Annotated in this window: 12 protein-coding genes; 8 read left to right on the top strand and 4 right to left on the bottom strand. The window is 67.8% G+C overall.

Translation table 11 applies throughout. The features are described 5' to 3' along the window. Positions 1 to 859, bottom strand: an 859-nt coding sequence (locus tag VEY12_07550; GenBank protein HYM39981.1) for an APC family permease, incomplete at its 3' end; no start/stop codon positions are given. 29 nt (positions 860 to 888) lie between these two features. Beyond that, a complete protein-coding gene (locus VEY12_07555; GenBank protein ID HYM39982.1) occupies positions 889 to 1,293 on the bottom strand; it encodes a dihydroneopterin aldolase family protein in 405 nt (134 codons plus the stop codon). A gap of 259 nt (positions 1,294 to 1,552) precedes the next feature. Between VEY12_07555 and VEY12_07560 the strand changes: the two genes are divergently transcribed. The 3 genes from VEY12_07560 (at position 1,553) to VEY12_07570 (ending at position 4,961) form a co-directional block, all read left to right on the top strand. After that, a complete protein-coding gene (locus tag VEY12_07560; GenBank protein ID HYM39983.1) occupies positions 1,553 to 2,140 on the top strand; it encodes a class I SAM-dependent methyltransferase in 588 nt (195 codons plus the stop codon). Positions 2,141 to 2,251: 111 nt separating this feature from the next. Further along, positions 2,252 to 2,782, top strand: coding sequence for a TIGR00725 family protein (locus tag VEY12_07565; GenBank protein ID HYM39984.1), 531 nt, complete (start codon positions 2,252 to 2,254; stop codon positions 2,780 to 2,782). Between the two features lie 70 nt (positions 2,783 to 2,852). Beyond that, entirely contained in the window at positions 2,853 to 4,961 is a 2,109-nt protein-coding gene (locus VEY12_07570; protein HYM39985.1) for an AMP-binding protein, read from the top strand. Positions 4,962 to 4,970: 9 nt separating this feature from the next. Here the strand turns inward: VEY12_07570 and VEY12_07575 are convergent, their stop codons facing one another. Further along, positions 4,971 to 6,074: a phosphate uptake regulator PhoU gene (locus tag VEY12_07575; GenBank protein HYM39986.1), complete on the bottom strand. Its 1,104-nt coding sequence runs from the start codon at positions 6,072 to 6,074 to the stop codon at positions 4,971 to 4,973. Between the two features lie 233 nt (positions 6,075 to 6,307). Next, positions 6,308 to 6,664: a BlaI/MecI/CopY family transcriptional regulator gene (locus VEY12_07580; protein ID HYM39987.1), complete on the bottom strand. Its 357-nt coding sequence runs from the start codon at positions 6,662 to 6,664 to the stop codon at positions 6,308 to 6,310. A 497-nt stretch (positions 6,665 to 7,161) separates the two neighbouring features. Here VEY12_07580 and VEY12_07585 point away from each other — a divergent pair, with 497 nt between their 5' ends. The 5 genes from VEY12_07585 to VEY12_07605 all read left to right on the top strand — a co-directional run bounded on the left by VEY12_07585 (position 7,162) and on the right by VEY12_07605 (position 12,618). Beyond that, entirely contained in the window at positions 7,162 to 7,923 is a 762-nt protein-coding gene (locus tag VEY12_07585; GenBank protein ID HYM39988.1) for a helix-turn-helix domain-containing protein, read from the top strand. Between the two features lie 9 nt (positions 7,924 to 7,932). Continuing rightward, positions 7,933 to 8,757, top strand: coding sequence for a 4Fe-4S dicluster domain-containing protein (locus VEY12_07590; GenBank protein ID HYM39989.1), 825 nt, complete (start codon positions 7,933 to 7,935; stop codon positions 8,755 to 8,757). A 4-nt stretch (positions 8,758 to 8,761) separates the two neighbouring features. After that, on the top strand, positions 8,762 to 10,075 hold the full coding sequence (gene nrfD, locus VEY12_07595) for an NrfD/PsrC family molybdoenzyme membrane anchor subunit (GenBank protein ID HYM39990.1): 1,314 nt from the start codon (positions 8,762 to 8,764) through the stop codon (positions 10,073 to 10,075). Beyond that, entirely contained in the window at positions 10,072 to 11,271 is a 1,200-nt protein-coding gene (locus VEY12_07600) for a hypothetical protein (protein HYM39991.1), read from the top strand. Before nrfD ends, VEY12_07600 begins: the two co-directional genes overlap by 4 nt. Before the next feature lie 159 nt (positions 11,272 to 11,430). Then, entirely contained in the window at positions 11,431 to 12,618 is a 1,188-nt protein-coding gene (locus VEY12_07605; protein ID HYM39992.1) for an NAD(P)/FAD-dependent oxidoreductase, read from the top strand. Positions 12,619 to 12,683: the final 65 nt, after the last annotated feature.

The raw sequence follows: 12,683 nt of genomic DNA on the forward strand, positions 1-12,683 counted from the left end.
CCCCCGGGGTGCAGTTCCCCGCGATCCCGACCGCGGCGAAGGCCATCAGGATGAAGATCACCGTGGACACGCCGATCACGATGAAGTGGGCCGGGGGGATGTTCCGCTCCGGGTGCTTCACCTCCTCGCCCGTCTGCGCGATGATCTCGTAGCCTTCGAACACGATGAACGTGAAGCCCATCGCGCCCAGGAGGGCCACGGACTGCCCGATCGCCCCGGTCCCCCGGAAGAAGGGCTCGAAGTTCTGCACGGGGAACACGGGCTGCCGGAAGATCGAGAGCAGGCCGAACGCGATGAAGGCGACCGCGATCGCGATGAGCCCGAGGGCGACGCCGGTCTCCGAGCGCCCAGTGAGCCGCGTCCCCCGGTAGTTGAGCCAGATGAACGCACCCGCGGCCGCGACCGCGAAGAGCTTCTGGAGGTCCGCCTCGTTGAGCACAATCGGTCCGAGCGCGAGGACGAGGCTCGGAAGGCCCAGGAAGACCTTCAGGAGGACCGTGGCCGCGAGCCCGAAGCCGAAGATGTAGAAGGAGGCCACGATCGTATGGCTGAACCAGGACATCCACCCCCCGAGGAAGCCCAAGGGGTCCCGCATGGCCCGCCGGATCCAGAGGTACCCGCCCCCCGTCTCCGGGAAGGCGGAGCCCAGCTCCATGTAGGCCATGGCCGTGAACATGGTCACGATGAAGTTCAGGAGGAACCCCAGGATCAGGGACGGCCCCGCGATCAGATACCCGGGGCCGATCAGGAGGAACACCGTGGAGCCGATGGTCGGGCCGAACCCGATCATCACGATCTCGAGGAGGCCGAGATCCCGGCGGAGCTTGACCTCGACCTCCCCGCCACGGCCGTGCGCCATTGAGGGGGCGCCAACCCGGGATGGCGGTATTAAGGCTTTGTCGGGCCCCGCACGTCCTTCAAGTACATCAGGGGGTAGTCGAGCTCGGGGACGTAACGGAGCATGGCGGTCACGCGGGCCGAACCCACGCGGACGGTGACCTCGGCCTGGAGCATCTCCTCCGACACGCTGGCGTAGTTGTACGGCCCCCGGGCGTGGAGCCGCTTCCGGTCGATCCGGACGCGGATGTCTTCCACGAGGGGCTGGACCCGGGTCGCGGACTCAATGGCCCGCTCGAGGTCCTTGGCCGTCGCGCGGGTCAGCGGCGCGCCTACGTACTGATGGAGGATGGATCCCAGCTTGATGCCCGCCTCGAACGCCGCCCGGTCGCGGTCGCTGCCGGCGAAGTACGCCTTCGTGGGGTCGCGCACCATGTCGAACGCCGGCGGGGCCAACGCGCCCATCGGAGAAAAAGCATCCGCCTCGGGGACCGGTGCCGAGTCCGACCTTGCGGGCGTCTAGGATGCCTCAGTCCCTGAAGCAGCCTACCGCTGTCCGTCGATGCCATGTGCCCGCGCCGGATCCGACCTTCAGCAAATACCTCTAAGTAGAGGTATACTCACCGGAGCTGCGAAACCCCGGCCCGGTGGCCAACACGAGCGCGCCGCCATCGGACGTGGCAAGGCTTTTCGGCGGTTCCGCCATGGAGGCGCCGTGACCCCGGGAGGCCACAAGTTCCCCGTCGAGCGCCGCCCATACCTGGACAGCGAGGAACGCCGTTCCTACCTGAATCCCCGGGCGATTCTGCGCGCGTTCAGGGTCCGCCCGGGCATGCGTATTGCGGACATCGGCTCGGGCACGGGGTTCTTCGCGTTGCCGGCCGCGGAGGCCGTAGGAAGGACGGGCCACGTGCACGCCGTGGACCTCTCGCCCGAGATGCTCGAGGACCTCGAAGCCAAGCTCTCCGCCCAGCGAATCACGAACGTCACCGTCGTGCGGTCCACGGAGGACCGCATCTCCCTGGCGGACCGGAGCGTGGACTTCGCGTTCCTCGCCTGCATCCTCCACGAGCTGGACGGCCCTGGAACCCTGCTCGAGGCGCGCCGCATCCTCCGGCCCCAGGGCCGCCTCGGGATCGTGGACTGGAAGAAGGAGGCGATGGCGTTCGGCCCGCCTGTGGAACACCGACTCGACGAGAACGAGGCCAAGGCCATCCTGAGGGACGCCGGCTTCACCCCGACCCGGGCGTTCCCGGCGGGGCCGTATCACTACGCCATCGAGGCACGGGTCCGGCACGCGTGACGGCGGCCCAGGCGTTTCGACCGCAGATCTCCGGGGGTCCCTTGGTTCTCGCCGCTGACTCTGGACCGGAAAAGTCTTTTATCGGACGGGGCCGTGGTGAGGGATTCCCCCATGGCGCGAAAACCCATGATCGGAGTCATTGGTGGCGGCAACACGGCCTCCGAGGAAGGCCTACGCATGGCCGAGGAGGTGGGCTACCTGATCGCGCGTGCGGACGCCGTCTTGGTCTGCGGCGGCCTCAATGGGGTCATGCAGGCCGCGGCCAAGGGCGCGAAGCGGGGCGGCGGCCTGACCTTGGGCATCCTCCCCACGGGCAACAAGGCCGACGCGAACCCATACATCGACCTTCCGGTCGCCACCGCGATGAGCACGGCCCGCAACCTGGTCATCATCCGCACCGCGGACGCCCTGATCGCGATCAACGGGTCGTACGGGACGATGAGCGAGATGGCCCACGCGTTCGACCAGGGGAAGACCGTGTTCGCCCTGCACACCTGGCCCATGGAGAAGACGGGTGTGGAAGCGAGCCTATTCGTCCCCGTGCAGACGCCCCGCGAGGCCGTGGAGCGCGCGCTGGAGTATGCGCGCAAGAGTGTCGCCGCGGAACGGCCGGGGCAGCCGTTCGACAGCAAGACGACGTGACCCGCTCCTGTGCCCCGGTCGAGAACGCAAGCCGCCTCACCCTTAAGTGCACGGCCCGCGTTGGCGCCCCGTGCGCGCTCCCTCCCTCCATGAGACGCTGGCCTCCTTGAGCGTGCCCGAGGACGAATCGCGCCTCCTGGCCAATCAGATCGAGGCAATCGTGCGCCGGCATCCCAACCGCCCGGATCCCGACGACCAGGTGCAGCTGTGGACCCAGTTCCTCGCCCTGATCCGCGCGACCCCCGCCCTGCGCAGCAGCTTCGCGGCCCAGGCCTTCCTGTACCGGCGGGCCTACGAGGGACGGCCCGCGGCGGTAGGACCCGGACCCGCGAGGGTTCCGCCCTCCGACGCGCTGGCGGCGTCCAATCTCGGCCAAGTCATGGCCGCCCGCGGCCTCACGCGCTACGAGGACTTCTGGCGCTGGACCGCGGAGCATCGGGAGGCGTACTGGGCCGCCGCGATCGACCGACTCGGCATCGTCTTCCGCAAGAGGCCGGAAGCGATCCGCGACGCGCGCTCCCCCGTGACCCGCCCGACGTGGCTGCCCGGTGCGGAGCTGAACATTGCCGAGAGCTGCTTCCGCGCAGAGCCGTCGAAGACGGCCATCGTCTGGGCCTCCGAGGCCGACCCGACGATCCGGCGGATCACGTACGGGGAACTCCGGCGGCTCGCCGCCCGGGTCGGGAACGGACTCGACGCCCTGGGCGTGGCCCAAGGGGAGCGCATTGCGCTCGACCTCCCGATGACGCCGGAGTCCGTGGCGATCTACCTGGGCGCGATCCTCGCGGGCCGCTGCGTCGTCGGCATCGCGGATGCCTCCGCGCCGCCGGACGTCGAGAAGCGCCTGCGGATCGGCGGCGCGAAGGCCGTGTTCACAATCGACGCCTACGTGCGGGACGGGAAGGAGCACGGGATCTACGAGAAGGTCGCGGAGCTTAGCGCCCCGAGGGCCGTGGTCCTCCCCACGGAGGGTCGCGAGAGCGCGCACCTGCGCCGTCCCTCCGACATCCTCTGGTCCGACTTCCTGAGCGACCGGGACACGTTCGACGCGGTGCCGGCCCGGCCCGGCGAGCCCACGAACATCCTGTTCTCCTCGGGGACCACGAAGGACCCCAAGGCGATCGTGTGGACCCAGACGACCCCGATCAAGGCGGCCGCGGATGCCCATTTCCACCACGACGTCCGCCCTGACGACGTGCTCGCGTGGCCGACGAGCTTCGGCTGGATGATGGGGCCCTGGCTCACGTACGGCAGCCTCGTGAACCGCGCCACGATCGCCCTCTACGTCGGCGCGGCCCAGCGGCGCGCGTACGGCGCGTTCGTCGCCGAGGCGGGCGTGACCCTGCTCGGCGTCGTGCCGAAGTTGGTCCGAGGCTGGAAGGCGGACGGCGCCATGGAAGGCCTGGATTGGAGCCGCATCCGGCGCTTCAGCTCGACCGGGGAGACGTCGAGCCCTGAGGAGATGCTTTACCTGATGTCCCTGGCTGGGTACAAGCCCGTGATCGAGTACTGCGGCGGAACCGAGATCGGCGGCGGGTACATCACGGGCACCCTAGTCCAGCCCTGCGCCCCGTCCTGTTTCTCAACCCCCGCGCTCGGCATCGACTTCGTCATCCTGGACGACGGACATCTCGCGGACCGCGGCGAGGTCTTCCTGATCCCGCCGTCCTTCGGCCTCTCCAGCGAGCTTCTGAACTACGACCACTTCCAGGAATACTTCGCAAATGTGCCGCCCGGACCGGAGGGGGAGACCCTCCGCCGCCACGGGGACCAGCTCGAGCGACTCGGGGGCGGCTACCTCCGCCACCACGGTCGGATCGACGACATGGTCAACATCTACGGCGTCAAGTCGAGCGCGGAGGAGATCCGGAGCGTCCTGGCCCACGAGCTCGTGTACGACGCGAAGCCCGTCGCGGTGGATGTCGGGGACACGGGGCGCCACAGCCTCGTAATCTACGCGGTGCCCAAGGACCCCGCGCGCGTCGAGGACCCTGAGCTCGCGGGCCGGCTCCGGGAGGACTTCGAGCGCCAGATCAAGGCCCGCCTGAACCCGCTCCTCGCGCACGTGCACGACGTCGTCCTCGTCCATGAACTTCCCCAGGCGGGTCCCGGGAAGACGAAGACGATGACCGCCCTCCGCCGCGACTACGAGGCGAGGCGGGACCGGGGCGGCGTCTAGCCGCCGCGGTCAGTCCGCGCCCGCGGCCGGAGCCGTGGACGGGATGGCTGCGGAGGGCACCGCGACCTCTCCCTTGCCCGGCTCCAGGGAGCGGTTGATCGTGACCTGGGCGATCGTCCCGTAGTACTTCGCGACCTGCTCGATCGGGCGGAGGACGGCGCGGAGGAACGTGCACGTGCTGCAGATCCCGCCCTTCCCGTTGCACTTGAGCCCGGAGGACTGGGAGAACGCCTTCAGATCCTTTTCGAGCGCCTCCTTGAGGTCGAGGGCGTCGTCGGCCTTCTCGAGGTTCGACGTGAAGAACGCGGTCATCGTGAGCTCCATGAGCTTCTCGAGCTCCCCCTTGATCGTGGCGATGGACTTGGAGAACTCCTTGGGGATCCGGCGGGTCGGCTTCAGGAGGGTCATGCTCCCGGTCGCGAGCTCTTCCCAGAGGTCACCGACGTTCTCGAGCATGACTGCGACGACGCGGTCGCCGAGCAGGTGGCGGGGCTCGCCTCCGCCGATCTTGCCGGCGACGCTCCGGTTCTGCGCCGCGAGGAGCAGCTGACGCACGACGAGCCAGTACAGACGGTCCACCTCCGCCTCCATGCGGATGACCTCCTCGATGTTCCCCGCGCTGGCTCCCGCGAGGATGCCCAGCGCTAGGTTCTCCATGCGGGACGTGAGGTAGTGCAGGCGCCGCAGGAGGCCCTCGATCGGGAAGCGGGTGGGCTCCGCAAAGTTCTCGATCGTGACGAACTTGGGCCCCTGGTTCACGATGGTCAGGCCCGTCAAGCCGCGGACGGCCTCGTGGATCTCCTGGAGCTGCTCCGGGGAGAGCTCGTCCCGGCATCGGACGCGGATCGTGCTCCGCCCCACGAGGTAGTTCCCCGTGATGACCCGGGTCAGGGCCTCGGGGCCCTTCCATTCGTCCGCATCGATCATGGCCTCCGAGGTAATGGGGCGGTCATCGAGCGGCCCCGTCCTGACTCGCAGGCTGCCGTCGTCCTCGACGGCCAAGGTGATGATCGCCCCGGGCCGGAGGCCGTTCGAGGCGGCCCAGGCCTTCGGGAGGGAAATGCCCACGCTCGAGTAACCGAGCTTTTGGACCTTGCGGGTCTCAAGCTCCATGGGCCTGTCTATGCATCTACTCGACTAAATACGTGTTGGTCCGTGCGAATCCGACTCGATCTTGTGAGGCCGGGGGGGCACTGGTCGCAGGGACCGGAGCATGCACTAGCCCGACTCTAATGCGACTCTCGCCCATATCCCTCATTGGATCCTGCGCATCACGCAGGGACCTCCTTGCCCGGAAAGGGTGTCCGGGAGGCCGCGCGCGGGAGCCCTGATCCACGCTCCGCCTGTCAGGCTCTCAAGCGTTCCCGAAGCCGCTTGAGGTCGTCCTCACCAAGCCCCTCGAGCCGGTGCGCGAGATGCTCGACCCCGGGCCGTCCGAACGTGCTGACCAGGCCGCCAAGGAGGTCGTCGATATAGGCGTCCTCAATGTCGCGGTACACGTAGATGTACCGCTCGCCTCCCTTGAACGACTCGCTCCTGCGCTCGATCACGCCCTTCGCCTGCAGCCTCGTCAGAACCGTGCTCACCGTGGTGTACGCCACGCGCTTGTTGCGGCGACGCAGACCTTCCAGGACCGCGCGAGTGTTCCCCTCGCGGAGCTCCTTGAGGGCCGCCACAATCTCCTGCTCAAGGGGACCGAGCATACGTGTTTTGGCATACGCAGTTCCTACGTTTGTAGTAGCCGAACCTACTGTGCACACCAACTCCACACCGAGTACGTACTGCATCGGACCGGGTACGGCTATAACCGTACTCGAGGCAGATGGAGTGGGAGGACTGCTCTTACAAAGAGAACCTAAATCCTTCCGGGCAGGGCCCCAGAAGCGGATCCGGATCGTCGATCGACCGGGCGATTCGTCGCCCTCCATGGCGCAGAGAGATGGACGATGTTACGTGGACCAACTACATACGTAGATATAGACGATACACATTTCAGTGAAAAATATGGCCTAAATCGCCAAAAGGCCAGCGACTCGGTGCCCCGCTGAAAATCGTCCCTAATCCCCCGAGCGATCGTGGCACCGCTACGGGGACGATTGCGGAAGGCACGATGGAAGCGAAGCGCGCGGCACGAAGGAAATCCACGGGTCCCGACCTTCCCGGACCCTCTCCCCTTGCACCGACTCCACGCTCCATCCCGGTGCCGAACGAGCAGGTGCAGCGCGCGTTCGCGGCCCTCGGGAGCCGTGTCCGGCTGCGGATCCTCGATGCGCTCGCAATCCGGCCGATGAGCCTCCCCGAGCTGAGCCGGGAGCTCGAGCTGAACCGCACGACCCTCCGCTATCACTTGGCGGTCCTCCAGGAACAGGGTTGGATCCGCGAGACGTCACCGGCCAAGACCCAGGGAAGCGGCCGCCCTGCGGCGCGGTACTGCGCCTCGCCCCACGCCTGGGTGGGCTTTCCGGAGCGCCACTTCGAACTCCTCGGTGAGATCGCCCTTCGCGCACTCCTCGAGTCGACGGGGCCGGACCAGACCACGGCGGCCCTCCGAGCCAAGGGCACCGCGCTCGGCCGGGACCTCCTCGATGGCGCAGCCGCCCGCGCCGCCCTGAAGCAGTGGTCTCCCGACGCCTTCGAGCAGCTTGTCCTGCACGGGCTCTTCCGGGACTTCGGCGTCGTCGGCGAGGTGGTCGCGAGGACGCCCGACGATCTCACGTACCGCGTGTACACGTGCCCATTTCTCGAACTCGCCGAGAAGATGCCCGGCCTCGTCTGCGATGCCGTGGACGCGGGGTTCCATGAGGGGATCGACCAGTCCATGGGCGACGTCGCGACCGCGAAGATGGCCTGCATGGGCCACGGGGATCCGTTCTGCGAGTACCGTCTCAGCTGGTCTCGGAAGCCAATGCAGACGACCCTCCAACCAGCAGACGATGGGGACAAGGGACACCGCGATGAATAGGTGATCGAGATGCCGGACGCCGACGCAAAAGGGGAAGCGAGCGACGAAGCGCCGCAGGTTGGCAAGGACGGCATGGACCGCCGAAGGTTCCTCAAGATGGCCGGGATCGGTGCCGGGGCGGTCGCCATCCTCGCCATCGGCTCGAAGTTCCTCGCAGACCGGATCGTGCCCGCATCGGCCGACCCGCGGCTCCGCGGCTCCACGTCGAACAGCTGGGTCATGATGATTGACCTCTCCAAGTGCGACGGCTGCGGCGCGTGCACCCGGGCGTGCGACGCGGCCCACTACGTCCCCTCGGGACAGTCATGGATTCAGGTCTACACGGTCCAGGACGCCACGGGCGGCACGTACCACCTGCCGCGACCCTGCTTCCATTGCCGGAACGCGCCCTGTGTGAAGGTGTGCCCCGTCGGCGCCACGTACGTGGACCCGGACGGCACGGTCCTCGTGGACCAGACCCGCTGCATCGGCTGCCGCTACTGCATGGCCGCCTGCCCGTACAACGCGCGGTTCTTCAATTGGACGACGCCCTCGTACCCGCCTGCGGCCCTCGCCCACACGTACTCCCCGGAAGAGCCGTGGCCTACGACGAAGGGCGTCGTCATGAAGTGCGTGTTCTGCGCCCACCACGCGCGGGAGGGAACGCTCCCGGAGTGCGTGACCGGATGCCCCATGGGCGCGATCTACTTCGGGAACGAGAACGAGGACGCGGTCACGAACGGGATGGGAGAGACGCTCCCGTTCCGGAAGACGCTGCAGACCCAGGGTGGGTTCCGCTGGAAGGAGGAGCTCGGGACGGATCCGCGGGTCTACTACCTGCCCGCGCGGAGGTGAGATCGTGCCGCAGAGCGATCTCGAGCGTCTCACCGCGCCCGTGCGCCGGACGACCTGGCGCTTCTACGCCGTCGTGGCCCCGCTCGCCGCGATCGTCGCCCTGGGCGCGTACGCGTACTACGTGCAATTCACGACGGGCCTCGGCGTCACGGGGATGCGCGACTACGTGAGCTGGGGCTTGTACATCTCGAACTTCGTGTTCTTCATCGGCGTGAGCCACGCGGGCACCCTGATCAGCGCCATCCTGCGCGTGAGCGGCGCGGAGTGGCGCAAGCCCATCACCCGAATGGCGGAGTCCATCACGGTGATCGCGATCTCCGTGGGCGCCCTCTTCCCGATCATCGACCTCGGCCACCCGGACCGGATCCTGAATCTCCTGTTCTACGGCCGCATCCAGTCCGCGGTCTTGTGGGACTTCATCTCCATCGCGACGTACCTCACGGGCAGCCTGCTGTACCTGTACCTGCCCCTGATCCCGGACCTCGCGGCGATGCGGGAGGCGAAGGTCGGCGGCCGCTTCCGCCGCGCGTTGTACGGGTTCCTCTCCATGAAGTGGCGCGACCACCCCGGGCAGCGGTGGCGGCTCAAGCGCGGGATCGCAATCATGGCCGTCCTGATCATCCCGATCGCGGTCAGCGTGCACACCGTCGTGTCGTGGATTTTCGGCATGACCCTGCGCGTGGGGTGGCACAGCACGATCTTCGGCCCCTACTTCGTCGTCGGGGCCATCCTGTCCGGGATCGCCACGATCATCCTCGCGATGGCCGTCTTCCGGAAGGTCTACCATCTGGAGAAGTGGATCAAGCCCCTCCACTTCCGCAACCTCGGCCTGATGATGCTGGCCCTGGATCTCATCCTGGTCTACTTCACCCTGAGCGAGTACCTCACCGCGGCGTACGGGTCGGAGAGCGCGGACACCGCGTGGCTGAACGCCTTGGCGTTCGGGCCGTACGCGTACCTGTTCTGGGGCATGGTCGTCGGCGGCTTGCTCGCCCCGGTCTTCATCCTCGCCCTGACCCGCGTCAAGAGTGTCGCGTGGCTCGTCGTCGCCGCGGTCTGCGTGAACGTGGGCATGTGGTTCGAACGACTCTTGATCGTCGTGCCAGCCATGGCGACACCGCAGATGCCGGTGAACTGGGCGAGCTACTCCCCGACCTGGGTCGAGTGGTCGATTACGGCGGGCGCCATCGCCGGCTTCGTCCTCCTGTACGCCGTGTTCTCGAAACTCTTCCCGCTCGTAAGTGTGTGGGAGGTCTCTGAGGAGACTCCGGAGGCCAAGCCCACGCCGAGGCCCGTGGGGGAGGAGGTGACCCCGTGACCCTGTCCCGCGTCGCCCTGGTCGGGTTGCTCGTGGTCCTCGCGCTAGGACCGGCCGCGGCGGCCGCGAGTCCCGTCATGCTACGGGCTTCCGCTGTTGACCCGACGAGCATCCAGGTCATCCCGCCGACGGGTTTGGTCGCGGGGGCTCCAACCACGCTGGGCGCGACGCTGCTCGATGCGGTGACGAGCGCGGCGATCCCGGGTGAGAATCTCACGTTCGCGAGGCAGACGACGTTCGGGTGGCTGCCGCTCGGGACCGTGGTCACGAACGCGCAGGGACTCGCGAGCGTTCCGTTCGCGCCGTCCAGCTCTGGTACCTACACGATCCGCGTGGTCTTCGACGGCGATGCCGGCTACACGTCGAGCAACATCACAATGAGCCTGACGGTCCTCGGCGGATCCGCGGCGCCACCGCCGTTGCTCCCCCCCGACCGAGCCATCGTCCTGGTCATCATCGGGGTCGTCGGAGGGGTGTGGACCACGTACGCCGTCGTCGCGTGGCTCGTGGTCGGCATTCGCGCGGACCGGCCGGAACCCGAGCGAGCCCGGGTGGGATCGAAGGTGGACGAGAGCATGACCGAGGAAGAGTCAACGGGGACGGAAGGCGGGCGCGAAGCGGGCGCGGCGAGCCGAGCTCACCGCAACGCGGTCATCGTCGCGACCTTGGCGCTTGCGATCGGAATCGCCGCCGGTGCGGGCGGGGGGTACTTCATGAGGAACCCGACGGCCGCGGGATCGGGTCCCTCTCCGGAGCATCTGTACCTGACCGTCGCGTTCAACCCGGGCACCGGTCTCGACGAGTTCTTCCCCGCGAACTTCAGCGTGGACGCCGGAGTGCCCGTCACGATCACGATCACGAACTACGACAACGGGACGAACGCTGTGAGCACGGCTGACGCCCAGGTCTCCGGGACCATCGGGAATTCGGAGAGCGTCCAGATGTGGGGAGAGGCGGCCCAGAACACGACGAGCATACCCGTCTCGACGGTATCCCACACGTTCAGCATCCTGGAGAGCCCGTACGACCTGAACGTGCCCATCCCCGCATCGACGAGCCTCTCGCAACCGACGGTGGTCACGTTTACCGTGGTCTTCGACACGACGGGGACGTTCGTGTGGCGCTGCCTGACCCCGTGCGACTCCACGGCCATGGTCACGCCCGGCTTCATGCAGGGGACCGTCACGATCAGCTGAGGATACGAAGCCGCGAATGCCCACGGCGGGAGCGATCCCCCGCGTCTCCTGTGTCTCCGTGCATTCCCCAGGTCGGCCCTGCCGCTCCTCAAAGGCGTCCGCGTCGCTCTCCGGGGTCCCAAAACCCTCATCTCCCGCCCCGCCATCTGCGGGGCGCACATGGACCTTGACGTCGACGTGCTCGTCGTGGGAGGGGGGCCGACCGGGAGCATGGCCGCGAAGGCCGCGGCGCTCGGCGGCGCGCGCACCCTGATGATCGAGAAGCGCCAGGAAATCGGCACGCCCGTCCGCTGCGGCGAAGGCGTCGGGAAGCACTGGCTCGCGGAAGCTGGCGTCCGCGAGAGCCGAGAGTATATCGCGCACGAGGTCAAACTCTCCCGGATCTTCTCTCCGGACGGCAGCTGCTTCACGATCGACTCCTTGGGCGTGGGGAAGAGCGGATTCGTCGTGGAGCGCGACCTGTTCGACCGCTTCTTGGCCAAGGACGCCTCCAAGGCCGGCGCGGAGATCCTGATCAAGACGAGCGCGGTCGACCTGCTCCGCGAGGACGGCGTCGTCGTGGGAGCTCGGTGCCAGCACATGGGCCAGTTCTTCGACGTCCGCGCTAGGCTCGTGATCGGCGCGGACGGATTCGAGAGCCAGGTGGGCCGCTGGGCCGGCCTCACGACGCGCCTCCGCATGCGGGACGTCGCGTCGTGCCTGCAGTACACCCTGGCGGGGATCCGCGGCGAGCCCGACGCGATCGACTTCCACCTGGGGTCCCAGGCCCCCGGTGGCTACCTCTGGGTCTTCTGGAAAGGGGACGACATCGCGAACGTGGGGATTGGCGTATGCCTGGCGAAGCTCCACGACCGCGCGGAGGTCAAGGGATACCTCGACGCGTTCGTCGCGCGGCACCCCCAGCTCGCGCAGGGCGAGGTGATCGAGGAGGTAGCCGGCGGCGTGAGCGCCTCCATGCCCGTGGCCAAGAGCGTGACACCTGGGCTTCTGCTCGCGGGGGACGCCGCGAGGCTCATCGACCCGCTGTCGGGCGCAGGAATCCTAAACGGCCTCCTGTCCGGGAAGTGGGCGGGAGAGACCGCGGTCCGCGCGCTTGCGGCGGACGATGTCTCGGAGACGTTCCTCATGGACTACGAACGACGCTGGCGGGCACGCATGGAGGAGGAGCTCGCGCGGCACTACCTCGTCAAGGAGGGCTTGCAGCGCACGGACGACGCGTCGATCGACAAGATCGTCCGCGCCGTGGCGGAGTCCGGGAGCAAGGACATCTCCGCCAAGGGAATCGTCAAGGTCGTCCTCGAGCGGTGCCCGGAGACCTTGAAGGGCTTCCAAGGGCTCCTCGTCTGAGGCGCGCCCGGTGGTCGCCGCATCTCAGTCCTTGCTCAGATCCTCGCCGCCCTCGAACACCTGCT

Source organism: Thermoplasmata archaeon, assembly GCA_035632695.1.
Classification (GTDB): Archaea; Thermoplasmatota; Thermoplasmata; order RBG-16-68-12; family RBG-16-68-12; genus RBG-16-68-12.

Coding starts and splice junctions, on each gene's coding strand:
- VEY12_07580 (HYM39987.1), bottom strand. CDS start 6,664: ATGCTCGGTCCCCTTGAGCAGGAGATTGTGGCGGCCCTCAAGGAGCTC.
- VEY12_07575 (HYM39986.1), bottom strand. CDS start 6,074: ATGGAGCTTGAGACCCGCAAGGTCCAAAAGCTCGGTTACTCGAGCGTG.
- VEY12_07590 (HYM39989.1), top strand. CDS start 7,933: ATGCCGGACGCCGACGCAAAAGGGGAAGCGAGCGACGAAGCGCCGCAG.
- VEY12_07565 (HYM39984.1), top strand. CDS start 2,252: ATGGCGCGAAAACCCATGATCGGAGTCATTGGTGGCGGCAACACGGCC.
- VEY12_07605 (HYM39992.1), top strand. CDS start 11,431: ATGGACCTTGACGTCGACGTGCTCGTCGTGGGAGGGGGGCCGACCGGG.